This window comes from Pseudomonas urmiensis (assembly GCF_014268815.2).
Classification (GTDB): Bacteria; Pseudomonadota; Gammaproteobacteria; order Pseudomonadales; family Pseudomonadaceae; genus Aquipseudomonas; species Aquipseudomonas urmiensis.
Genome location: NZ_JABWRE020000001.1, coordinates 1,157,874 through 1,182,180, shown reverse-complemented (window position 1 = coordinate 1,182,180; position 24,307 = coordinate 1,157,874). Strand labels below are relative to the sequence as shown.

Here is a 24,307-nt window from a genome sequence, read left to right as displayed (position 1 = left end):
CCCGGCACGTATTATCCTTGGAAACTTCTCCAGATTAGGTCGCTATGTCATTGATAGTGCTATTGCTTCTGCCGTTCCTGGGCAGTTGCCTGGCAGCCGTCCTGCCGCACAACGCGCGAAATGCCGAGTCCATTCTCGCCGGGCTTGTGGCGTTGGTCGGCACCGTCCAGGTGGCACTGATGTACCCGCAAATTGCCGACGGCGGGGTGATTCGCGAAGAATTTCTCTGGTTGCCTAGCCTGGGCTTGAACCTGGTGCTGCGCATGGACGGCTTTGCCTGGCTGTTCTCGCTGCTGGTACTGGGCATCGGCACGCTGGTGTCACTGTACGCCCGTTACTACATGTCGCCGCAAGATCCGGTGCCGCGTTTCTTCGCGTTTTTCCTGGCCTTCATGGGCGCAATGCTCGGCCTGGTGATCTCTGGCAATCTAATCCAGCTGGTGTTCTTCTGGGAGCTGACCAGCCTGTTCTCGTTCTTGCTAATCGGCTACTGGCACCACCGCGCCGACGCCCGCCGCGGCGCCTACATGGCGTTGATGGTCACCGGCGCGGGCGGGCTGTGCCTGTTGGTAGGGGCCCTGCTGCTTGGCCATGTGGTCGGCAGCTATGACCTGGACAAGGTCCTCGCCTCCGGCGAGGCGGTACGGCAGCACGCCCTGTATCCGGTGTTGCTGCCGCTGATCCTGATTGGCGCGCTGAGCAAAAGTGCGCAGTTCCCCTTCCAGTTCTGGCTGCCACATGCCATGGCAGCACCCACCCCGGTATCGGCCTATCTGCACTCGGCCACCATGGTCAAGGCGGGGGTATTCCTATTGGCCCGGCTGTGGCCAACCCTGGCGGGTAGCGAAGAATGGTTCTGGATCGTCGGCGGCGCTGGGGCGATCACCCTGCTGCTGGGCGCCTTTGCCGCGATGTTTCAGAACGACCTCAAAGGCTTGCTGGCCTACTCGACCATCAGTCACTTGGGCCTGATTACCCTGCTATTGGGTTTGAACAGCCCACTGGCCGCAGTCGCCGCCGTGTTCCATATCCTCAACCACGCCACCTTCAAGGCGTCGCTGTTCATGGCGGCCGGGATCATCGACCACGAAAGCGGCACCCGTGACATTCGTCGCCTCAGCGGGCTGATCCGGCTGGTGCCGTACACCGCCACCCTGGCCATGGTCGCCAGCGCCTCGATGGCAGGCGTACCGCTGATGAACGGCTTCCTTTCCAAGGAAATGTTCTTCGCCGAAACCGTGTTCATCAGTTCCACCGCCTGGGTCGAGGCCGCCCTGCCTGTGATCGCCACCCTGGCTGGCACCTTCAGCGTCGCCTATGCGCTGCGCTTCACCGTCGATGTGTTTTTCGGCCCAACTGCCCAAGACCTGCCGCATACTCCGCACGAACCCCCGCGCTGGATGCGCGCGCCGGTCGAACTGCTGGTGCTGACCTGCCTGGTGGTGGGCATCTTTCCCGCTCAATCGGTTGGTCCGCTGCTCGCTGCGGCAGCGTTGCCAGTGGTCGGCGGTACCTTGCCGGAATACAGCCTGGCGATCTGGCATGGCTGGAATGCACCGCTGATCATGAGCCTGATCGCCATGTGCGGCGGTGTGGTGCTCTACCTGCTGCTGCGCAAGCAACTGCGTCGGGGCCGCTTCCCTTATCCGCCGCTGATCGAGCGCTTCAATGGCAAGCGCCTGTTCGAGCACGGTTTGGTGCGCCTGATGTTGCTGGCGCGCCGCGTTGAAGGGGTACTCACCACCCGCCGCCTGCAAAAACAACTGTTCATGCTGGTCCTGGCGGCGTTTATCGCCGGCCTCATGCCAGTGCTGTATACCGGCCTGACCTGGGGTGATCGACCGAAAATCCCAGGTTCCGGAGTGTTCGTCGCGCTTTGGCTGATTGCCATTGCCTGCGCCATCGGCGCCGCCTGGCAAGCCAAGTACCACCGTCTGGCTGCGCTGATCATGGTCAGCGTCTGCGGCCTGATGACTTGCATCACCTTTGTCTGGTTCTCCGCGCCTGACCTGGCCCTGACCCAACTGGCAGTAGAAGTGGTCACCACCGTGCTGATCCTGCTTGGCCTGCGCTGGCTACCGCGCCGGATCGAAGGAGTGTCGCCGCTTCCTGGCAGCCAGGAGCGCGCGCGCCTGCGGCGCCTGCGCGACTTGCTGCTGGCGGTACTGGTCGGTGGTGGCATGGCGCTGCTGTCCTACGCCATGCTGACCCGGCCAACGCCCAACGACATTTCCTCGTTCTACCTCAGCCGCGCCCTGCCGCAAGGCGGCGGTACCAATGTGGTCAATGTGATGCTGGTGGACTTCCGCGGTTTCGACACCCTCGGCGAGATCACCGTCCTGGTCGCTGTGGCCTTGACCGTCTTTGCCCTGCTGCGTCGCTTCCGCCCGCCGAAAGAGAGCATGCAGTTGCCTGCCCAGCAACGCCAATTGGCGCCGGACGTGGTCACCGACCTGATCAACCCGCGGCACGCCACCGATACCGCTCTGGGCTTCATGATGGTCCCGGCTGCGCTGGTGCGCCTGCTGCTGCCAATCGCCCTGCTGGTGTCGATGTACCTGTTCATGCGCGGTCACAACCAACCGGGAGGCGGCTTCGTCGCCGGCTTGGTGATGTCGGTGGCGTTCATCCTGCAGTACATGGTCGCCGGCACCCAATGGGTCGAGGCGCAGATGAGCCTGCGACCGCTGCGCTGGATGGGCACCGGCCTGCTTTGCGCGACCCTGACCGGTGCCGGCGCGATGCTGCTGGGCTACCCGTTCCTGACCACCCATACCGCCCACCTGCACCTGCCTTTGCTGGGTGATGTGCACGTGGCCAGCGCGCTGTTCTTCGACATCGGCGTATACACCGTGGTGGTGGGCTCGACCCTGCTGATCCTGACCGCGCTGGCGCACCAATCGGTCCGCGCCTATCGCCCCAGCAGCCCGCAGAGAACCAACCCACAGCAATCCAGCCAAGCAGGAGCCGCCTGATGGAAGAAGTCATAGCAGTAGCCATCGGTGTCCTGGCCGCCTCCGGCGTCTGGCTGATCCTGCGTCCACGGACCTACCAGGTGATCATGGGCCTGTGCCTGCTCTCCTATGGGGTCAACCTGTTCATCTTCAGCATGGGCAGCCTGTTCATCGGTAAGGAGCCGATCATCAAGGATGGCGTACCGCAAGACCTGCTCAACTACACCGACCCGCTGCCCCAGGCACTGGTGCTCACCGCGATCGTCATCAGCTTTGCCATGACTGCACTGTTCCTGGTAGTGCTGCTGGCCTCGCGCGGCCTGACCGGCACCGACCACGTCGATGGCCGGGAGCGTGACGAATGAGCTGGATGAATCAACTGATCATCGCGCCGATCCTGCTACCGCTGGTGACTGCCTCGCTAATGCTGTTGCTCGGTGAGAAACGTCGGCGCCTCAAGGGCCATCTGAACCTGCTGTCGAGCATCATTGGCCTGGCGATTGCCATCACCCTGCTCACCTGGGTGCGCACTCAAGGTCAGGCCGAGTCGATTGGCGTGTACCTGCCCGGCAACTGGCCGGCGCCCTTTGGCATCGTACTGGTAGTCGATCACCTCTCGGCGCTGATGCTGACCCTCACCGGTATCGTCGGAGTCAGTGCGCTGCTGTTCGCCCGCGCCCGTTGGGATGGCGCCGGGGCCAGCTTCCATGCGCTGTTCCAGATCCAGCTGATGGGCTTGTATGGGGCCTTCTTGACCGCCGACCTGTTCAACCTGTTCGTGTTCTTCGAAGTGTTGCTGGCGGCCTCTTACGGCTTGCTGCTGCACGGCTCGGGGCGCGCACGGGTCAAGGCAGGGCTGCATTACATCGCGATCAACCTGTTCGCTTCCTCGCTGTTTCTGGTCGGCGCAGCCATGCTGTATGGGGTCACCGGCACGCTGAACATGGCCGACCTGGCGTTGAAGATCCCCCTGGTACCGGAGGCTGACCGGGGCCTGCTGCATGCGGGCGCGGCGATCCTGGCGATGGCGTTCCTGGCCAAGGCCGGTATCTGGCCGCTGAACTTCTGGCTGGTGCCCGCCTATGCCTCGGCCAGCGCGCCGGTGGCGGCGCTGTTCGCGATCATGACCAAGGTTGGCCTGTACGCAGTGCTGCGCCTATGGACGTTGCTGTTTTCCGGCCAGGCCGGTGCTTCGGCGCACTTTGGTGGGCAATGGCTGATCTACGGCGGCCTGGCAACCCTGGCAGTGGCGGCAGTGTGCATTCTCGCTGCCCAGCGCCTGGAGCGCATGGCGGCACTGAGCATTCTGGTTTCGGCCGGCACGCTGATGGCCGCAGTGGGCTTTGGCCAGCCGATCCTCACCGGCAGCGCGCTGTTCTACCTGGTCAGCTCGACCCTGGCACTGTGCGCGTTGTTCTTGCTGGCCGAGCTGGTCGAACGTTCACGCTCGGCCAATGAAGCACCGCTGGATGATGACGAAGGCATGCCTTCGCCGTTGGAGTCACTGCACCCGCCCAAGGGCATCAACCTGGACGACGAGCAGAAGGCGGTGATCGGCCAGATCATCCCCTGGACCATGGCCTTCCTGGGCTTGAGTTTCATTGCCTGCGCCTTGCTGATCATTGGCATGCCGCCGCTGTCTGGCTTTATTGGCAAACTGGGCCTGATCAGCGCGCTGTTCAATCCGCTCGGCCTGGGCACCGCCCCCGAGCAGCCGTTGTCCGCCGCTGGCTGGGCGCTGGTAACGCTGTTGATCTTGTCGGGCATGGCCTCGCTGATCGCCTTCGGCCGTGTCGGTATCCAGCGCTTCTGGAAGCCTGAAGAGCGCCCTTCGCCACTGCTGCGACGCTATGAGTGCCTGCCGATCGTGATCCTGCTCGGCTTGTGCATCATCTTGAGCTTCAGGGCCGAGCCACTGCTGCGTTACACCCAGGATACCGCCGCGAGCCTGCAAGCGCCTGATGCCTATATCGAAGCGGTGATGGCTACCCGGCCGGTCCCAGGCCCCACCACCTTTGACGTACAGGTGCAGCCATGAGCCGAGTCTTTCCCGCACCGCTGCTGTCCGTTGCACTGTTCGTTCTGTGGCTGCTGCTGAACCTGTCACTGAGCCCTGGCAATCTGCTACTGGGCGCTCTGCTGGGCATTCTCGCGCCGATCCTGATGGCGCCGTTGCGCCCTCAGCACGCACACGTGCGCAGGCCGTGGGTGATCGCCAAGCTGATCGGCCGCGTTGGCCTGGATGTGATCATTTCGAACCTGCTGGTAGCGCGTAGCGTGCTGCGTGCCGGCAGCCGTCCGCCACGCTCGGCGTTCGTCCACATTCCCTTGGCCTTGCGCGATGCCCACGGCCTGGCGGCCTTATCGATGATCACCACGGTGGTCCCCGGTACGGTCTGGTCGGAGCTGGCGCTGGACCGCAGTGTCCTGCTGCTGCATGTGTTCGACCTGGACGATGAAGCGGACTTCATCGAACACTTCAAGCACACCTATGAACGCCCGCTGATGGAGATTTTCGAATGACAGGCCTGCTCGCCAACGCCATTCTCGCCAGCCTGTTCATCTTCGCCATCGCCATGGCCCTGGCGCTGGTCAGGCTGTTTCGCGGCCCGTCCGCCCAGGATCGGGTGCTGGCGCTGGACTACCTGTACATCCTGGCCATGCTGATGATGCTGGTGCTGGGCATTCGCTACGCCAGTGATACCTATTTCGAAGGCGCACTACTAATCGCCCTGTTCGGCTTCGTCGGCTCCTTCGCCCTGGCCAAATTTCTCTTGCGCGGTGAGGTGATCGAATGACCGAAGCCCTTGAACTGCCATTGTGGCTGGAGCTGGTCACTGCCGCCCTGCTGCTGACCGCCAGCCTGTTCGCCCTGATCGGTGCCCTGGGGCTGGTGCGCATGAAAGACTACTTCCAACGCATGCACCCGCCTGCGCTGGCTTCGACCATCGGCGCCTGGTGCGTTAGCCTGGCGTCGATTGTGTACTTCTCATGGGTCAAGCAAGGGCCGGTGCTGCATGCCTGGCTGATTCCAATCTTGCTGTCGATCACCGTGCCGGTGACTACACTGCTGCTCGCCAGAGCGGCCTTGTTTCGCAAGCGCATGTCGGGTGAGTCGGTGCCAGAAGAAGTCAGCAGCGGCCGCGATCGCGGCAACTGAACCGGCCTCAGCTACGCCCCCACTAGCCTGGATCCTGGCTCAGCCTTTCTAGCTCACGTCGCACCATCGCGGCGTACGGCGCAGGGCTGAGCCGGTACAGCTCACCCGCCACCCAGCCTAACCAGGCACCGCCCAGCTCATCTTTGCGCGCCAACAGTTGCTCGGCTTGCGCCGTAGCGCGGGCTTGATGCTGAGTGTGAAACTGCGCCCGTCCAGCAGGCGGGCCTTCAGTGCTCACTCGCTAGCCTTGAACGTGGTGAGTTCGCCCTTGCGCCATTTGGCGACTTTGCCGGTTACCGCTTTGAGCATCTTGCCCAGGCCTTCCTGCACTTGCTGCTGTGCGGCGAACACCAGCATTACCCCGTGACCGTTGCGGAACACGATGCCATCACCTTCCGGGACCGAGACAAAGGCATAGTCGCCCTGGCCATAGACATTGAGCTTGATTTCACGAAAACGCAGTTCCAGCTTGCCACCCTCACGACTGGGCAATACTGCCGCGCGAAAGTGATCACCAACCTTGAGTTCCAGGCGTGGCTTGTCATCGACCACCAGAGCGCTTTCAGTGTCGATCTCAGCCATGTACAGGCCTTCAGGACTTTGCTCGGTGACATAGACAAACCGCCCTTGGAACAGCTTGACCAACTTGGCCCGCAAATCACCCAAGGCAAACAATGCGTGGGTATCGAGTGTACTGACTGCCAATGAAGAGTTCCTCAAACCGGTTACATGCGCACCCCTTCGGAACCCCGGAGCGGCGCGGTCATTTCTAAACGATGCTTAAAAGATTATTAAAACCATGCACGATGGGTCTGTGAACATTGGCGATACGTCGCGCAGGAATTATTACTCCAGCTCGCCAGCCAAAGCGTCACAACCTGATAACGGCAGTTTTCCCCATTAGGGAAGCGTAATGTCTGACAACAGCAATGCCAGAAAAGATGCAATAGATAACAGCAGGCCCCCACAGAATGGGCCTCAGCATTCATCAGCGCATTACAAGGGACGAAATATGCACGAAAACACCGAAATCCGTCGAGAGGTGAAAGAAATTTCTTACCTCTATCGGGACAAAAAAGAGCCGCGTTTCGTGGTAATCCCGGCCGGTATCGCCTTTTTTCATGTTACCGAAAGCTCAACTGGGCGAGTCAAGGGCTTCAGGCGGCGTCACCAGGATGCCTGTGAACTGGCTCGCCATCTTGAACGATGAGGCAACCCTCAGGCTGCCTGCCCCTTGGCTAGCTGAGCCATCCAGGCGGCCTGACACTCGAGCGCTTCGCCGCGGCTGGCGAACGCCGTACCACGCCGCTCGCCATTGACCAACACCACCCAACACACCCTACGCCCCATGGCCTTGAAGGTAGCAGGCACCCCGGAGCCTATCATTACGGCAACATCGACTCGGCTATGCATAATCCCCTCCGGAATTTAATTAGCAACCTAACGATATAGCTATGATACGCCCGCTCGGGGCTGAATAAAAGCACTCGCCCGTACTGCTGTTTTGCGCCAACAGCAATAAACCCAGGGTTCAATCGAGCCCAGGCTCGGGTCGATAACCCAGGCGCAAACCACCCCAGTGCCGGCCTTTGACGAATACCGGTACCGACAGATCGTGCATCAGCTCAGCAGTATCGCGGCTGTAGGTCTGCAACAGCAGGCGCTGCTGATGACTGCCGCAGCGTATGCCAGTGCGGTCATCGAACAGCCGTTTGCTGCGATTGTGCGCGGTGTCATGGGCCTCATCACCGGTGAGCGGCAGGCTGAACGCCGCATTGTGGGTGGGCACGTAACCTTCTGGGGTGCAGGCGATGGCATAGACCATGCCCTCGTGTTGGGTCAGCAGCGGCTCCTGGATGCCTGGCAGCACACTGTCGGTGTACTGATCAAAACGCGTGTTGAAACGCGGTGGGCGCATGCCGGGGATAGGCTGATAGCGGCGATCGAACAAATCATCCAGGCTGATGAGACCTTGCTCGATATCCTGCTCGAAACGCTCGCCAATCGCCTGTGCCCCCCGCATAGCCAAGTCGAAAATGCGCTGGTGATAGTCATCCAGACCGACTTCGGCCAGGCGTTCGCTGAGCGCTTCGGCCTGGCTCTCCATCTGCACCGCTGCCTGGGCCAGGCGCTGGGTCTGCTGGTCACTGAGTTCAAGGTCGGCGCGCACCTGCCCCACCGCTTGAAACAAGTTGTCCAGTTGCACTTGGTTGACTGCGGTACCCTCGGCGATCTCACCCACTTGGTGCTCCACGCTGGCGGCAAGCTGGGCAATCTGAGTCAGCTGCTCGCCAGTATCTTCGACCTGCTCCAGGCCGCTACTCAGATCGCCGGCCAAGTTGCGGATCTGCTCGACCACCTGGGCGGTACGCGCCTGAATATCGGCCACCATCTCTCCCACTTCGCCGGTAGCTGCCGCAGTACGCCCCGCCAGCCCCCGCACCTCGTCGGCGACGACCGCGAAGCCACGCCCATGCTCACCCGCACGGGCGGCCTCGATGGCGGCGTTGAGCGCCAGCAAGTTGGTCTGGCTGGCGATGGCCTGAATCACCAGGGTGACCCGGGCGATGTCCTCGCTGCGCTGATGCAACGCTTCGATCAACTCGCGGCTGGCGGTTGCGCGAGTGCTGAGCTGATGCATGCGCTGGATCGAGTCGGCCAGTACCTCGCGACCCGCAGCGCTGCTGACATGCGCAGTACGTGCGGCGTCCAGGGCTTGCTGGCTGAGCTGGGCGGTGGCCTTCTCGGTACCGATCATGATCTGCGCACTGTCGACGATTCGCGAGGCGGCGCCCAACTGCGACTGCAAGCGCGTGGCCAGCTGCTGTACCGAAAACGCCATGGCAGCGGCGGACAGCGCGTTATGCGTGGTATTGCGCGCCAAGCTCTGGGTCAGATCGTGGGGCATGGGTAATGGCTGCTCGGCGACGTCGGCAGCCGCTGGCTTACGGCGCCAGAGCGGGATCCACAGCACCAACAACGCCAAGGGTAACGCCAGATAGAACGGCAGTTGAGCAAAGGCCATCGCGGCCAGCACAACGCCCAGCGCCAGGCCTTGCAACAGGGCGACGGTGACAGGGATTCGGCCAGGTGTCGGCTGGAGTGATTGGCTGGCGGGCAGAGATCCTTCTCGCATCATCTTCGTGGTCATCCGTGTGTCGTTATTATGCGGCCATTAAACGCCACTATTAGGCCATTATCTATGGCTCTTTAGGAGGTAAGGGGCTAGGGGTTGACGCAGGACAAGCTTATGGATGGCTCAGGATATAGCGCTGCGCTGAAGATGGCTCCGCTAGCGCGGCGCTTCGCGGGCAAGCCCGCTCCTACAGGGCCCGCGTGGTTTGGTGAGTCAGCGCAGTGCCTGTGGGAGCGGGCTTGCCCGCGAAGGGGCCGGCAGCGGGGACGTAAAGACCATGGACGGGCAAGAAAACGCAAAAAGCCCCAGGGATCGCTCCGTGGGGCCATGCGACAAACGCTGGATCAGATCTGGCGCTGGTGGCGGCCGATCTGCTCGTGGCGCTCTTGGGCTTCGATGCAGTACTTGGTGGTCGGGCTGATCAGCAAGCGCTGCAGGCCAATTGGCTCGCCGCTGTCTTCGCACCAGCCAAAGCTGTCGTCACCAATACGGCCCAGGGCCATCTCCAGCTGCGGCAGCAGGCGCTGGTCGCGCTCGATGCCGTTGACCAGCCAGTGACGCTCTTCCTCGACCGATGCCACGTCAGCTGGGTCCGAAGGGGTATCCAGGCTTTCAATGGTAATGCGGCTCTGCTCGATGCGCTCGTGGGTATCTACCTTCATCGCTTGCAGCAGCTGGGTGAAGAACTCCAGCTGTTCAGCGTTCATGTAGTCATCGGCCGACATGGCCAGCAACTGTTCCTTGGTCATCGATTTCTCTATGAAAAAATGTGCATTTGGGCGATTCAAATGTCGCCCACGCCAGTGCGAGGGCAACGGAATTCTTCAAGCGCCAACCGGCACTCTTTTACAGGGGGCGGCAGTCTAAGGCGACACGTCGCACGGGGCAACAGGGATTAGGCTGCAATTGTCCGAAATGACGCGGAATCCGCCCATCGGCCAGATATCTCCTACCTATGCCAGGCCCTACCCTAACAATTGGCTCAAGACCGCACGCAATTTGCCCGGTTTGACCGGTTTGTTCAGCAGAGGTGCCTTGAGCCGCTGCATGGCGCGCCGACTTTGCTCGCTGCGATCGGCGGTGATCATCACTGCCGGGATGGCGCAGGCGAAGTGCGACCTCAAGTCGCGGACCACATCGCAGCCGGTCAGGCCATGGTCAAGGTGAAAGTCCGCCAGCACCAGTTCTGGGGGGCGATCCTGCAACACCTGCAACGATTCGTCCAGATCTCCCGCAGTAACCACCTCGCATCCCCATTGGGCGAGCAGCGCAGCCATGCTCTGGCGGATGCTCAACTCATTGTCCAGTACCAGCAGGCGTCGCCCAGGCAGCGGGTCGCCGACACGGGCCTGAGGCAGGGACAGGCTGCCCTGGGCGGGCTGCTCATTGGATAACGGCACTTCAATACTGAACACCGAGCCGCGCCCCGGCCAAGACCGGACATCGATGCGGCAATCCAGGATCCGCGCAATGCGCTCGACGATCGCCAAGCCCAAACCCACGCCTTTGCGGTCGACAGCGCGGCCGACATCGAGCTGGTTGAATTCCAGGAAGATCGATTGCAGCCGATCCGCAGCAATACCCCGGCCACTGTCCCAAACCTCGATGCGCAGCCGCTCACCGCGCTGGCGCCAGCCCATCAGCACCCGACCGTGCTCGGTATAACGACAGGCATTGCTCAAGAAATTACGCAGGATGCGCGTCAGCAGACGCATATCGGTACGCACCACACGCTGGCCACCCCGCACCCGCAAGGCCAGCCCTGCTGCCTCGGCCACCGACTGGAATTCCGAATCCAGGGGCAGCAGCAGATCGTCCAGGCGGTAATAGTCCAGGTCAGGCTTGATCGCCGCCTGATCCAGGCGGGAGATGTCGAGCAGGTCGGTGAGCAGGTCTTCGGCGCCTTCCAGCGCCTGGTGCGCCCGCTCGACCAGCAATCCTTCTGCCTGGGCCAAGGGCCGCTCGCGCAGGGTCGAGATCAGCAGCCGGGCAGCATTGAGCGGTTGCAGCAGGTCATGACTGGCGGCGGCCAGGTACTTGTCCTTGCTCAGGTTGGCCGCTTGCGCAGCGTCACGTGCCTCGATCAGTTCGTTGGTGCGTTCGGCGACCCGCAGCTCAAGCTGGTCGTTGAGTTGCTGCAAATGGGCCTGGGCCTGCTTGCGCTCGGTGATATCTGCGACAAACCCTTCTACTACGCCCACCTCATCCGGACGCAGCAGCAGGTTCATCAACACATCGATGCTGCTGCCGTCACGCCGGCGCAAGCGGGTCTCATAGCCCAGCAGGGCATGCTCGCGCTGCAGCACCTGGACAATCTCCTGCAGCTCATCAGTGCCACGGTCGAATAACAAGCTGGCCAGGTCGCTGCGCGAGAACAGCAACGCCTGCGGCTGATCGAAGCCGAGCATGCGCGCCAAGGCAGGGTTAGCCGCCCGCATGCCTTGCTCCAAGCTGGCCTGGAAGATCCCATGTACCGCGTGCTCGAACAGCCACTTGTAGCGATTGCGCTCTGCCTCCAACTCCTCCAGGCGCACCGCCAGTTCCGGATAATGGCTCTTGCGCACGGTGTGGTTGGACAACCCCAGCAGCCCAGCCAGGGCATCGGCGCTGGGCTCAGAGGGCCTCGCCATACACCACCTCGACATCACGCAGGCTGGAGTTCCTCGGGTTGGTGAGGATGCACGGGTCATCCATGGCGTGACGCGACAAAAACGGGATATCGCTGCTACCCACCCCGTGCAAGCCAAGCGTTTCATGGAAACCCACCGCATGCTTGAGGGCGATCAGATGCTCGACCAAGCGCTTGCGTACCTGCTCATGGTTCAGGCCACGGCAATCGATACCCAAGGTTTGGGCGATCACCTTGAAGCGATCTGGCGCGGCGCTGTAGTTGAACGCCACCACATGCTCGACCAGCACCGCATTGCACAGCCCATGCGGCAGATCGAGAAAGCCGCCCAGGCTATGCGACATCGCATGCACCGCACCGAGGATGGCATTGGAAAACGCCAGGCCCGCCTGCATGCTGCCCAGCATGACTTTTTCGCGCAGGGCGATATTGTTGGGGCTGGCGATCATCTGCACCAGGTTGCCATTGATCAGGCGCATCGCCTCCAGTGCATGCGGGTCGGTCAGCGGCCCGTGGCCGGTAGAGACGAACGCCTCGATGGCATGCACCAGGGCATCGATGCCGGTGCAGGCAGACAGGAACGGATCCATGCTCAAGGTGGTTTCGGGGTCGATCAACGACACATCCGGCACCACTGCCTTGCTGACGATGGAAAACTTCATCCGCTGTTGCTGGTTGGAAATGATCACGAACTGCGAAACATCGGCAGAGGTGCCCGCCGTGGTGGGGATCAGGATCAGCGGCGGGCTCGGCACGCGAATGGTGTCGACCCCTTCGAACTCAAGAATGTGCCGGCCGTGGGCGACTACGATGCCAATACCCTTGGCGCAGTCCATCGGGCTACCGCCGCCGACGGCGACGATCACATCGCACTGTTCGCTGCGGTAACGCTCGGCGCCGGCCATCACCTCTTCGACCCGCGGATTGGGCGAGACGTCGGTGTACAGGCAGTAGTCGATGCCCTGCCCTTGCAGACTGGCTTCGATATCGGCCACCCATCCGGCAGCCACCACACCCGGGTCGCTGACCAGCAGCACCTTGCGCGCACCGAACGTGCGGGCGTAGTTGGCGACATGGTGCCTGCAACCGGCACCAAAGATGATTTCGGGGGAAACGAACTTGCGCAACTGGCTCAGATTCGGGCTCATGCAACGCCTATTGTTCTTGTCGTAGTGTTCCTGAGCCTAAAGCATCCAGCAGGGTTTGTAATCCAGGTGAGCGCCGGCCGCCGCACACAGCGACCGGCGCCTGGAGGATCAACGGTTGGCGAAGTACATGGTCACTTCGAAACCGATACGCAGATCAGTGAACGCGGGCTTTTTCCACATAGGTTCATCCTCTTATGGCACCACGAGATTGCGGTGCGTTTATTGATACACCGTTTCCGGTGCACTGCCATTGCTACTTTAGGACCGGTTACTACCCATACCGATCAAAAGAAGCCCAGGGGATTGATGTCGTAACTGACCAGCAGGTTCTTGGTCTGCTGGTAGTGGTCGAGCATCATCTTGTGGGTTTCACGGCCTACGCCGGATTTCTTGTAGCCGCCGAAAGCAGCGTGGGCCGGATACAGATGGTAGCAGTTGGTCCACACTCGGCCAGCCTTGATCCCCCGCCCCATGCGATAGGCGCGATTGATGTCGCGGGTCCACACCCCGGCCCCGAGGCCAAACTCGGTATCGTTGGCAATCGCCAGCGCCTCGGCCTCATCCTTGAAGGTGGTGATGCTGACCACCGGCCCGAAGATTTCCTCCTGGAACACGCGCATCTGGTTATTGCCCTTGAGCAGGGTCGGCTGGATGTAATAACCGCTGGCAAGCTCACCCTCAAGTCGCTCGGCCTGGCCGCCAGTCAGCAGCTCAGCGCCCTCCTGCTCGGCAATTTCAAGGTAGGAGAGAATCTTGTCGAACTGCTGCTCGGAGGCCTGGGCGCCGACCATGGTCGCGGTGTCCAGCGGGTTGCCGCGCTTGATCTGTTTGATCTTTTCCAGCACCACCTGGATGAATTGCGGGTAGATCGACTCCTGCACCAGCGCCCGCGACGGACAGGTACACACCTCGCCCTGGTTGAAGAACGCCAGCACCAGCCCTTCGGCGGCCTTGTCGATAAAGGCAGGTTCGGCTTGCAGGATGTCCTCAAAGAAGATGTTCGGCGACTTGCCGCCCAGCTCCACCGTGGAAGGAATGATGTTTTCGGCTGCGCATTTCATGATGTGCGAGCCTACCGGGGTGGAGCCGGTAAAGGCGATCTTGGCGATGCGTTTGCTGGTGGCCAGCGCCTCGCCCGCTTCACGGCCCAAACCATGGACGATGTTGAATACGCCGGCAGGCAGCAGATCGCCGACCAGTTCGGCCAGCAGGGTGATCGATTGCGGGGTCTGCTCGGCCGGCTTGAGCACCACGCAGTTACCCGCGGCCAAGGCTGGCGCGAGCTTCCAGGCGGCCATCAGCAGTGGGAAGTTCCACGGAATGATCTGCCCAACCACCCCCAACGGTTCGTGGAAGTGATAAGCCACAGTGCCGTCATTGATCTCGGCAGCGCCGCCTTCCTGGGCGCGGATGCAGCCGGCGAAGTAACGAAAGTGATCCGCCGCCAGCGGCACATCGGCATTGAGCGTCTCGCGGATGGCCTTGCCGTTGTCCCAGGTTTCGGTGATCGCCAGCTTCTCAAGGTTGGCCTCGATGCGATCGGCGATCTTCAGCAAGATCAGCGAGCGCTCCTGCACCGAAGTGCGGCCCCAGGCATCGGCAGCGGCGTGTGCGGCATCCAGTGCACGCTCGATATCAGCGGCGCCGGAACGGGGGAACTCGGCGATCGGCTGGCCATTGACCGGTGATGAATTGGTGAAGTATTCACCGGCAACCGGCGCAACGAACTCACCGCCGATGTAGTTGCCATAGCGCAATCTGAACTGAACGAGGGCACCGGGGGTGCCGGGTGCGGCGTAGATCATGGGAAGAGCCTCGGCTGGACTGGGCCTGTCGCGCTGACAGGCGGTGTCTGGATTCTAGGGACGCCGGCCGCGCCGACGAATCAGCCGATGGGCGCACTTGACTGGTTCCTTGGTATCAACCGGTTAACACCCATCCACCCAAGCTCAAAGGCTTGATGCAGGTCCATCAACAACCGCTGGAACCCTCATGGATCTGCATCAACGCCTTGCCCAATACAGCGGCCTGGATTGCCAGGTTGCCAAACGCTTCAGTACACGCCCGGCCCTGATCGAAGTCGCTAGCGCGATCTTGCGCGAGCAGTGGTCGGCACGTCGCCTCAGCGCCGAGCATGATCCGCTGAGCCTTTACCTGGTCAGTCAGGCATCGGCAGGACGAGCCTGGATCCGCCCGCTGGCGCAGGTGTTGGTCGAACGCTACTGCCTGCGGCGCACACTCAACCTGGTCAACGGCGAAGACAGCCTTTGCACGCGCCAGGACGGTGACCCAAGCGCCAAGGTCATTATCGACCTGCACGGGGTCGAACTGCTGATCAACCAGTGCGCGCCATTCTTGCTGGAAACCTACAAGCAGGCCCTGGCCAGTTACTGGAGCCGCTTCGATCGCAACGGCCAGACGCCTTGGGGATGGTATGCGCAGTACCTGCAAGGACAGTTCAAACTGAGCGTTGACGCAACACAGCAGGATGCCACCTCGTCGCCAATTGCCATCAGCATTGCCCGCCTGGTGCAACAGTACCCAGACCACAGCCAGCGCCAGCTGCGACCCGAGGCCAACGCCTTGAAAGTTTCCCAGCTGGCAGTCGACTTTTCGCCCTTAGGCTTCATCGACGCGGACCTGGCCAGCGCCGTACTGATCGAAAACGCCAATGCCAGCCCAGGGCAATCCGTCCACCTGCTGTTCACCCTGGGTTCGATTCTGTATCCGGTCACCTCGCGTCAAGCAATGCTCAAGGCCATCGCCAGACACTGGCCGGTCGAGGTAGCAGAACTGTCGCCACAAGTGACCATTACACCTTCGCTGGGGCAGGTGTTCGAAGAACAGGCCGCTGCCATGCTGGATCAACAATTACGCCTGATCGATCAATTGGCACCGCGCTACCAATCCAGTTATGACGCACTCACCCTGGGGCTTGACCTGGACCGCCTGACGGCCATGCTCGACTTGTGCAATGGCACCGAGGCGCAGCAACGCCAAGCGCTGATCAATCGTTTGCCAGACTGGTTGCGCAATGCTCCAGCTAGCCAACTGATTCGCTACAGCACCCTGCTGCTCGACGTGGCGCAGGATTATCAGCACGCCAACGGCAAGTTCTGGTTGCACGATGTCGACACCGCGGAACAATTCGCCAATCGAACGATGTCCGCGCGCTTTGCCCTCGACCACCCTGGCAGCACGCTCGACCCTGAGCAGGTCAAGGTGGTCAACTACCAGACCATCGCCGCCGCCACCCCGGCGCAAGGCGCGCCACTGGCCACAGGAGAGGTACGCAGGGTCGAGCTGTCGTTGGCGCAGTTGGCCATCGGTAACCTCGGCCTGCTCAAACCTGGCCGAGTGGAATTGCGCTCTAACAACGACCAGGTGCTGCCAAGCTGGATGAGCGAGGCCTACCTGCGCACCCTCATCAGCCAGCTCGATATCGCCACCCGTTATCCGCAATTGCTGGCAACGCTACTGCTCAATGACCCTGCCAGCCGCCAGGAACGCGAACGCCTGCTGGGCAACCAGTTGCGCTCGCAACTGCCAAGCCTGGCCTTGGAGTTGCACCTGCGCGGGCAAAGTATCAGCGCAGATGCCGCCGAGCGCATCGCTCAAGTTTTCGCCCCGGTAGGAGTTGATGAGGCGCCGAACTGGGTACTACGCCCGCTAGGCTTCATCAAGGAGGCCGGCGCCAGCCCGGACCGACCGTTGAACGTCTGGTTGATCGAAGCCAGGCAACCCGGCCAGACACCTTGCCTGCTGTATCGACCGCTACACCCCCAGCCGTTGCTGGAGTTTGCCGACCGCATGGCCCTGTTCGTCGCCATCAGCAGCCCTGGCGAACTGCAAGACGACCTACTCCAACGGCTGCCGGCGGAGGATCGCAAATATTATGCCCATGGCGGTTTTCTCGAACCGCACCTGTTTTACCCGCTGACAGACACCAGCGCAGTACCGTTCAGTACACCGGCGCCGGTCCGCCTGACAGTGGATGACCCCGTGACGCATCCTGAACAGGCCCTTTATCAAGCCTGCGTGGACGAATCCATCCAACGTTTTCGCGAGCATTCCAGCACCAGTGCGCAAAGCCGCTGGAACAGCTGGAAAGAGCTCGGCTGGCTACTGTTCAATACCCTCTTGCCGCTGGCCGGGGAAACCTTGGGCCGCGCGGCCTGGCTGGTGCAGATGGAAGTCGCCCTGGCTGATTACGTCAACCTCGAACCACAAAGCGACCCGAGCCATCAGCGTCTGGCGCTGGTCAATCTGCTGATCAATGTCGCCACCCTGCTGTTCTCCCATTCGGTACTGCGCCTGCGTCTGGAAGAAGACCCGCCACCACGCTTGCCTGTCAGTGAGCCAGCGCTTGCCAACCCGCCTGCGGCCATTGAACAGACTTCACCCCTGCCGGCAGTGCTGGACTTCAACTGGTCCCGCCCGCATCAGGGGCTTTCCCCAACTCAACGCACAGCCCTGCAACAGCTGCAGAGCCCTCTGACCTACCGCGATCTGGGTCCAGCCGTCAGTCATGGCCCGCTACAGGGGTTGTACCTGCACCGGGGCAGCTTCTGGGTAGTCCTTGAAGGCAAGGTCTACGGGGTCATTCTGGACGCTGAACAGGAGCAGGTGCGTATCGTCGGACAAACCTCTGCGCAAGCGCTTGGCCCCTGGCTACAACGCGACCCGGCTGGGCGCTGGCAATTGGACCTGGGCCTGCGCCTGCGCGGCGGTATGCCGCTAGCAGAGCGCCTGCGCCAGCGCAATCAACGCATCGCGCAACAGTGCCAGGCCATCGATAAGCAACTGGACGACGATATGGCCGCCACGGTGCTGATGGACAAGATGTTGAAGGTGGCCACCGACCTTGCAACCACCTGCGCTGCCAACAACGCTCTGACCAGCAGCCTGGAGACCACCCGCAACGTCTCGGCCTTCTGGTCCGAGCATGTGCGCCATGCCGATGCACGCAATGCCCTCGCTCCGCTGCGTGATTATGCAACCCTGCGCGCCCATGGCTTGCGTCAAGACAGCCTGTGCCTGCAGGTCATCGAATTGATCTTGCGCAAACTCTGGCGACCGAAGAGGGAGCAACTGCTTGGCTTTGCCCGGCGCCAACAAGCCGGTGAAGAGCTGACCGCCACTGAACTTGGTCAGGCGGGCGATTGCCTCACTGAAATGATGCCGTTGCTGGAAGAGCGGATCAGTAACCTCGATGCACTGGGCGTTCGCCAGCAGGAGTTAGGCAAGATGGCCAGCCGCACCCGTTCCGATATCGCCGAAGCTCATCGTCAAGCTTGCCACGTCAACGCAGGCCCCGAAAAAGCCCTGTCACTGCGCTTTCTACGGCTGGAGGCGTTGGTCAATCGCATGATTCTGGTACACAGTGTGATCAACTACGACGCCGCCTTTTGGCTGCAGCGCTGCTGGACCAACTTGCAGCTGGGCATCTCCCAGCGACTGAAACTGTTCGAGCGCACTGACCTGAGCGAGGAGGTGCAAGTCCGATTGCTGCGCAGCATCGACCAACAGTTTCGCGCCGCCAAACGGCAACTGGGAAACCTAACCGTTCTGTACAAGGATGCGCCGCCAGCCATTGCAACCCTGGGGCAACTGAACAAAGCGCTAGAGTCGATCCTGGAAAAACTCGGTCAAGACTTGGGTGAACTGCCCAACTACCCGCCGACCAACAGCCTGGCGCAACTGCGTCACCAATTACCCGGTCTGATCGAAACCAGCGAGCATGGACTGTTACTCGGCGATCCAAGCGCCGAAGACAGCAATGTCGTGGACATTGCCGGCCTTGAAGGCCAAGGCCCCACACAGACTTACCGGCTGGAGCAAGGTGCCTGGCGCGAAGTGACCGCGCCTGTCGCACCAACGCCAGACAATCGCCAACCACTGGCGCAGTTGCTCACACAAAGCACCAGCCTAATGGCCGATGCGCGCCAGCAAGTAGCCAAGCTTGAGTTGCCCAGCGCCAGCAACTACCTGCCAGTCGAGCTCGAAGAGTTGGTACAGCATCAGCGCGACAGGTTACGCAGCCACGTCGCTGCCATCGAACAACGCCTGACCGAGCACAATCAAGTCGACGAGGCGCACCAGGGCCTAAGCGCCACCCAAGTGACCAAAGCGCTAGACCGCCTGGCCAGCCAATTCGAGCAACAGGCGCTCGCCCTGCGCACACGTGCAGCACTGGCTCAGCCGCCTCGCATGGCCGAAGTGCAATATCTGGTCGACCACGGCCAGGTGACGATAAGGCGCATTCCCGGGCGTAGACACTTGGCCAAGATCAAGGGCAGGCCTGACGACTTTCTCGACGAGTACGCCATCGAACACCAGGAGCGCACCCTGTGGTATGCGCATTTTCACTACGCAGCCAACAGCACGGCCAAACCGCAGTTCACCGCCGGCCATTTGAAAACTGCAGCACAGCGGCATATCGCCGGGCAGCAGGGCAAAGATCCGGCCACCGGCAGGCAGGTTGCCGTGTACCGCGCACCGATAACATCTGCTGCGGCGCAGAAGTACTTCTTCGACACGTGATTCTCAGGCAGGGCGTGCCAGCGCCCTGCCCTTGCTCAGAAGCGGCCGGTGCAAGCGAAGCCATTCGCAGGTCCCCAAGCACGTGGTAAGTGACTACCGCCGCCACCGGCCGCAGCAACGCTTTACTGCAGCTCCACTTCAACGGGAGCTTCGCTCATGGGTCTGATAACCCAACAGCTAATCAACAAAAGTGACTTTGGCTGCACGCTGACCGAGCTATTCAGCGACTGTCCGACCTTGCCTGATGTAGCCACGACCCTGCTGGTCGAGCAGTGGCGGGCTCGCCGCTTAGGCAGTCAATCCCCAGCGCAGTTGCTGCTGCGCAGCAGCATGCCTAGCGCGAGCCAGGACTTTATCCGACCGCTGCATCAACTGCTGATCGAGCGCTACTGCAACCGTGCGTCTATACACCTGGACAGCGCCCAGGATGAATTGATCGAAACCGCCAATGACATCAATACAGTCGCAGTGGATCTATCCGCGCTGGAGCGTCTGATCAATGACTGCGGGCCAGTGTTGATCGATCATTACAAGCAAGCCTTGGTCGACTACTGGAACCGCGCAGACAGCCATGGCACAACGCCTTGGCAACGCTACAGCGGCTACTTGCGCCAGCAGCTGCTGACCAGCATCGGACACGCCCGCCGTTCGCTGTCGCCGCAAGCAATAGAAATGGCAGTCGCACTGGCGGCATATCCTTGCGCTGAGTCCCGCCAACTCGCCCACTCTCGCGCCCTGCGCCTGTCAGTACTTTCGGTCAGGCTCAGTCCGGGGCAGCGCCTGGGCGAGTTGGCCAGCGCATTGGTCATCGAGCCGAGCAGCCACTCTGAAGGCCGCCAATCCGCGCTGCTGTACAGCTTGAGTGGCCGACTGCTGGAGTTTGAGTCGATGCAGGCCCTACTCGACAGCCTCGGCCGGCATTGGCCTGAGCTGACCATCAAACATCCCCAGTTGTATCTCAGGTCGGTGCCAGGCCATGCCCTCGATGCTCAGGCAAGCCATATGTTCGAGCAACAACTGCATTGCATCGACACTGTTGCTGAGCAGTGTGACCAGCGTGACGCGGTGCAGCGCCTGAACTTGAGCCTGACCTACCTGACCTCGATGCTGGACTTGTGTCCGGATCAGGAGCAGCTAGGGCTGGAGGAACTTGCCAAACAGTTTCCCGACTGGCTGCGCAATGCCAGCGAAGCGTCGCGTGATCAGTACGCAGGGCTACTGGTCGACATCGGCCAGGCCTACGATAGCGCCAAGGGTGGGTTCTGGCTCGACGGTGTCGATGACGCCGAGTTGTTTGCCTACACCCGCCTGAGTGAACGCCTGTTGCGCGACCACCCCGACAATACCCTGCAGCCGTGGAACCTGCAGGTGATCAATCACCAGACCGTCGCTGCAGCCCTGCCCAACGGTAACTTCGATGGCAACGTAACGCCCGTCACCTACACCCTGGCGCAGCTGGCGATCGGCAACCTGGGCTTGCTCAAGGCAGGTCGAGTCGAGCTCAAGGACAAGTCAGGGCAGGCTTTGCCGAGCTGGATGAACGAAGCCTACCTGCGCACGCTGATCACCGAGCTGGACATCGGCAAGGCCTACCCCGACATGCTGCAGCGCAGCCTGCTCGATGACGACAGGGAAAAGTCCAGGCGCAAGCACCTGCTCTCGCAGCAACTGCGCGCCCAATTACCAGCTGCTGCGCTGGAGTTGCACCTGCAGCAGAATAAACTCACGCTCGATGGTGTCAGGGTCGTGCGCAGGTTGTTCGCCCCACTGCCGACTCAAACAGCAGTGCCGTTGATCCAACCGTTAGGTTTTCTAAGTGAGCCTGACGTGCCAGCCGATCTGGCGCGCAATGCCTGGCTGATCGAGCCAGACCCAAGCGATGGCGCCACCCTGTGCCTGCTCTACCGGCCGTTGCATGCCCAGCCCCTGCTGGAGTTCTCCGGACGTGAGGCATTGCTAGCGGCGTTGGCAGCTAAAGGTGATTTACAGACCGATATACTTGATCGCCTGGCAGAATCGGTGCAGTCCATCTATGCCAATGGCGGCTTCCTTGAGCCAAACCTGCCGCACCTGCGCCTGACCAACTTCATCCTCCCCTATGCCTACCAGCGGCCAGGCCCGGTCACCCTGGCGCAAAGCGCAACTGCAGGCGAGCTTGCCGAGGCGATCTACCAAGGCTGCGTGGCCGAGACCATCGAGCATTTCAAACGCCACGCCAGCACCTCAGCACAAACCCAGCGCCAGCAATGGCAACAGTTGGGCTGGCTGTTACTCAATCTGGTACTGCCGCTAACTGGCGGTATTGTGGCGGCGACCGTGTGGGTAGTGCAGGTCGGCGTGGCCCTGCGTCAGTACCTGCAAACCGACGCCAAGCGCACACCCAGTCAGCATCGCGTTGCGCTGGTCAACTTGCTGGTCAATGTGGCACTGGCAATATTTGCCTCCACGAGGCCAAGCCTGCGCCTGAAAAGCTCACCCGACCCTGCACTGAGTGAACCTGAGCCCAACGCCCTCGCACCAGTGACGGTGACCGCTCAAGCGGCCGACCAGGCAGTCCATCAGCCACTGGCGATGGACTGGGCGCATACCGACTCGATCCTCGACAAGCCGCAACGCGAAGCCTTGGCTCGCCTGCGCGCAGGCCGCAACCGTGAAGCGTTGGGCGAGCCAATCGAGTCGGGACACTGGGCTGGCCTGTATCAAACCGACGATGAGCACTGGGTGGTGCTAGGCCGTGACGTCTACCGGGTCAGCCTCGACGAAGATCTGCAACGGCCACGTATCATTGGCGCGACCGATGAGCAAGCGCTGGGGCCGTGGCTACATCGCAACAGCAGCGGGCATTGGCAGCCAGATCTGCGTTTGCGCCTGCGCGGTGGTATGCCGCGTAGCACTAGCGGCCGTGCCCGTCTACAGCAGAGCAGGCTTACCCTGGAGACGTTGAGAGCCACACTCGATCGCGACCTGGCTACCGGCCGCGATTACATCATGCGTCTAAACGTACTCCAAGACCTGCTAAAAGCCGACGAGCGCGAATCGTCCCTTCGCCGCAATCTGGCCTCAATAGACACCATCGCTCAGTTCTGGGACAAACATGTGGCGGATATCAAGCGCTATATCGACCTGCAGCCTGGCGCACGCTTGCAATCACGCCTGTCGCTGACATTGTTCCAACAGTTCGCCAGCAAAGTTGTGCGCCATTCGGCACTGAGCACGTTGATCGACCTGAAGATGGTCGAGTCCGCGTTGCAGCACCTGGAGCACCCCCACGACCTGGCCGCAGCGCTTGAGCGGCTGGAAGAAACACCCGAGCTGACCAACCAACTGGTGAGTAACGGTGACCGCCTGCGCGATACCCTGACCGAGCTGGAGCGCCTGGCAAGTCGTTACCACGAAGGGACCGAGAAATGGCTGGCCACCGCGCGCGAATGCTTGAAGGTCCCGATTGACCAAGTGACCTTGTCCTCACGCCTACGCCGCATCGACAGCGCCTGGCGCCGGCTGCTGATGCAGCCCGAGCTGTCCGACCGGGCGTATTACCTGCTGCGCCGTGGCTGGAAGAACCTGGACCTGGCAATCAGCCAACGCCTGCGGCTGTTCGCGATGCCCCAGGCCAGCGAAGAGCTCAGCGCCCGCTTGCTGCATGACATGCATAGCAAGCTCGGCGTGGTGCAAAGTGCCCTGGACAACCTCAAGGCGGAAATACTCGACAAGCCAGCTGCCCAGTCAATTCTTGCGCAATTGCAAGATGACGTCCGCTTTGCCTCCACCAATGTGAACAGTGAGCTTGAAGACTATCCGCCGCTCAGCACCGTGGAACAGCTGCGTCAAAAGACCCCTGGCCTGATCGAAACCACTAGCCACGGGCTGCTGTTGGGGCAGCCGCGAGCAAGCGACGCCTCTTTGGTCGACATCCTCGATGAGCACCAACGGCCGCTGATGACCTTCCACAACGAGCTGGGCGAATGGGTACAGTCCAAGGAACCTGAACCTGAGACAGGCACGGCCCCGGTGACACCAGTACCGGCGCAGCGCCTGGGCGAGCTGTTCGGTAATGCCGAGGAAATGATGAGTGGGGCCCAGCAAATGCTGAGCTTCATGCAATCCAAAGCCGCGGAAAACTTTCTGCCGGTGGAGATCGAAGAGTTGCTCGAACTCAAGCGCGAACCGGTGGCACGCCTGGAGTCGACATTACGTCAGCGCCTGGCCGATGAGCCTGGGCTGGCGCCTGCTGACCTCAGCAGCTATACCCAGCGCCTGGATACCCTAGCTGAGCAACTGAACGCGCTGCTCAGGCGCAGCGAAGAAATCTGCACCAAGGCCATTGTCAGGCATAAACCACAGATGTCTGGGCTGCGCTACCTGATCGACCGCCAACAGGTACGCATCCAGCTGGTCAAACGGCGCAAGGAGCTGTCTGCTGTGCAAGGTCGGCCGCAGGATTACCTGGACGAATACGAGATCCTGCGCGACGGCAGGCCACTGTGGTACGCCCATTTTCACTACCGCAGCCGTCTGGATGAAAACCCAGACTATGTCGCCGGCCACTTGAAAACTGCTGCTCAGCGCAGCATCCGCGGGCAAACGCTCACCGACCTGAACACGCAAAAGGTCGAGTTCGTGTACCGTGCGCCGATCACCCGAGCCGAAGCGGTACGCTACTTCTTCGCGCCTCACGCGGATGCCAGCAACCTATAAAAACCTGTAGCTGACGGGCGTTGCCAGGCAACGCCCTTC

Annotated in this window: 18 protein-coding genes; 9 read left to right on the top strand and 9 right to left on the bottom strand. The window is 61.6% G+C overall.

Annotation, left to right across the window (positions count from 1 at the left end):
* Nucleotides 1-44: 44 nt before the first annotated feature.
* From HU737_RS05210 to HU737_RS05185, 6 genes are read left to right on the top strand one after another with little or no spacing between them, the layout of a single operon-like run.
* Nucleotides 45-2,975: a monovalent cation/H+ antiporter subunit A gene (locus tag HU737_RS05210; protein WP_186555775.1), complete on the top strand. Its 2,931-nt coding sequence runs from the start codon at nt 45-47 to the stop codon at nt 2,973-2,975.
* Nucleotides 2,975-3,319, top strand: a complete 345-nt coding sequence (locus HU737_RS05205) for a Na+/H+ antiporter subunit C (RefSeq protein WP_186555774.1) — start codon at nt 2,975-2,977, stop codon at nt 3,317-3,319. The genes HU737_RS05210 and HU737_RS05205 overlap by 1 nt, the downstream gene beginning before the upstream one ends.
* Nucleotides 3,316-4,992, top strand: coding sequence for a monovalent cation/H+ antiporter subunit D (locus HU737_RS05200; protein ID WP_186555773.1), 1,677 nt, complete (start codon nt 3,316-3,318; stop codon nt 4,990-4,992). The genes HU737_RS05205 and HU737_RS05200 overlap by 4 nt, the downstream gene beginning before the upstream one ends.
* Nucleotides 4,989-5,477 (top strand): Na+/H+ antiporter subunit E, encoded by a 489-nt coding sequence (locus HU737_RS05195; RefSeq protein ID WP_186555772.1) that lies wholly within the window; start codon nt 4,989-4,991, stop codon nt 5,475-5,477. The genes HU737_RS05200 and HU737_RS05195 overlap by 4 nt, the downstream gene beginning before the upstream one ends.
* Nucleotides 5,474-5,752, top strand: coding sequence for a K+/H+ antiporter subunit F (locus HU737_RS05190; RefSeq protein ID WP_186555771.1), 279 nt, complete (start codon nt 5,474-5,476; stop codon nt 5,750-5,752). The genes HU737_RS05195 and HU737_RS05190 overlap by 4 nt, the downstream gene beginning before the upstream one ends.
* Nucleotides 5,749-6,114 (top strand): Na+/H+ antiporter subunit G, encoded by a 366-nt coding sequence (locus HU737_RS05185; RefSeq protein WP_186555770.1) that lies wholly within the window; start codon nt 5,749-5,751, stop codon nt 6,112-6,114. The genes HU737_RS05190 and HU737_RS05185 overlap by 4 nt, the downstream gene beginning before the upstream one ends.
* A 22-nt stretch (nt 6,115-6,136) precedes the next feature.
* On the opposite strand, the gene HU737_RS05180 is transcribed toward HU737_RS05185, so the two are convergent.
* Nucleotides 6,137-6,352: a hypothetical protein gene (locus HU737_RS05180; RefSeq protein WP_186555769.1), complete on the bottom strand. Its 216-nt coding sequence runs from the start codon at nt 6,350-6,352 to the stop codon at nt 6,137-6,139.
* Entirely contained in the window at nt 6,349-6,819 is a 471-nt protein-coding gene (locus tag HU737_RS05175; RefSeq protein WP_186555768.1) for a hypothetical protein, read from the bottom strand. The genes HU737_RS05180 and HU737_RS05175 overlap by 4 nt, the downstream gene beginning before the upstream one ends.
* Nucleotides 6,820-7,027: 208 nt before the next feature.
* Between HU737_RS05175 and HU737_RS05170 the strand changes: the two genes are divergently transcribed.
* Nucleotides 7,028-7,324: a hypothetical protein gene (locus HU737_RS05170; RefSeq protein ID WP_186555793.1), complete on the top strand. Its 297-nt coding sequence runs from the start codon at nt 7,028-7,030 to the stop codon at nt 7,322-7,324.
* An 8-nt stretch (nt 7,325-7,332) separates the two neighbouring features.
* On the opposite strand, the gene HU737_RS05165 is transcribed toward HU737_RS05170, so the two are convergent.
* From HU737_RS05165 to exaC, 7 genes are all read right to left on the bottom strand, one after another.
* Nucleotides 7,333-7,527 carry a hypothetical protein gene (locus HU737_RS05165; RefSeq protein WP_186555767.1) on the bottom strand — a complete coding sequence of 65 codons (195 nt, stop codon included), beginning with the start codon at nt 7,525-7,527 and terminating at the stop codon, nt 7,333-7,335.
* Nucleotides 7,528-7,645: 118 nt separating this feature from the next.
* Nucleotides 7,646-8,872: a methyl-accepting chemotaxis protein gene (locus HU737_RS05160; RefSeq protein ID WP_409456895.1), complete on the bottom strand. Its 1,227-nt coding sequence runs from the start codon at nt 8,870-8,872 to the stop codon at nt 7,646-7,648.
* A gap of 722 nt (nt 8,873-9,594) precedes the next feature.
* Nucleotides 9,595-9,999 (bottom strand): TraR/DksA family transcriptional regulator, encoded by a 405-nt coding sequence (locus HU737_RS05155; protein WP_186555765.1) that lies wholly within the window; start codon nt 9,997-9,999, stop codon nt 9,595-9,597.
* Between the two features lie 216 nt (nt 10,000-10,215).
* Nucleotides 10,216-11,880 (bottom strand): hybrid sensor histidine kinase/response regulator, encoded by a 1,665-nt coding sequence (locus tag HU737_RS05150; RefSeq protein WP_186555764.1) that lies wholly within the window; start codon nt 11,878-11,880, stop codon nt 10,216-10,218.
* Complete coding sequence (gene ercA, locus HU737_RS05145) at nt 11,864-13,027, bottom strand: alcohol dehydrogenase-like regulatory protein ErcA (RefSeq protein ID WP_186555763.1); 1,164 nt, start codon at nt 13,025-13,027, stop codon at nt 11,864-11,866. The genes HU737_RS05150 and ercA overlap by 17 nt, the downstream gene beginning before the upstream one ends.
* 108 nt (nt 13,028-13,135) lie before the next feature.
* Entirely contained in the window at nt 13,136-13,207 is a 72-nt protein-coding gene (gene pqqA, locus HU737_RS05140) for a pyrroloquinoline quinone precursor peptide PqqA (RefSeq protein ID WP_009394664.1), read from the bottom strand.
* A 104-nt stretch (nt 13,208-13,311) separates the two neighbouring features.
* The gene (exaC, locus tag HU737_RS05135; RefSeq protein ID WP_186555762.1) at nt 13,312-14,832 is read right to left on the bottom strand and encodes an acetaldehyde dehydrogenase ExaC; all 1,521 of its coding nucleotides are present in this window, start codon (nt 14,830-14,832) and stop codon (nt 13,312-13,314) included.
* A 187-nt stretch (nt 14,833-15,019) separates the two neighbouring features.
* On the opposite strand from exaC, the gene HU737_RS05130 reads away from it, so the two are divergent.
* Together HU737_RS05130 and HU737_RS05125 are read left to right on the top strand one after the other, a co-directional pair.
* Nucleotides 15,020-19,570: a DUF6543 domain-containing protein gene (locus HU737_RS05130; RefSeq protein ID WP_186555761.1), complete on the top strand. Its 4,551-nt coding sequence runs from the start codon at nt 15,020-15,022 to the stop codon at nt 19,568-19,570.
* Nucleotides 19,571-19,726: 156 nt separating this feature from the next.
* Nucleotides 19,727-24,268, top strand: coding sequence for a DUF6543 domain-containing protein (locus tag HU737_RS05125; RefSeq protein WP_186555760.1), 4,542 nt, complete (start codon nt 19,727-19,729; stop codon nt 24,266-24,268).
* Nucleotides 24,269-24,307: the final 39 nt, after the last annotated feature.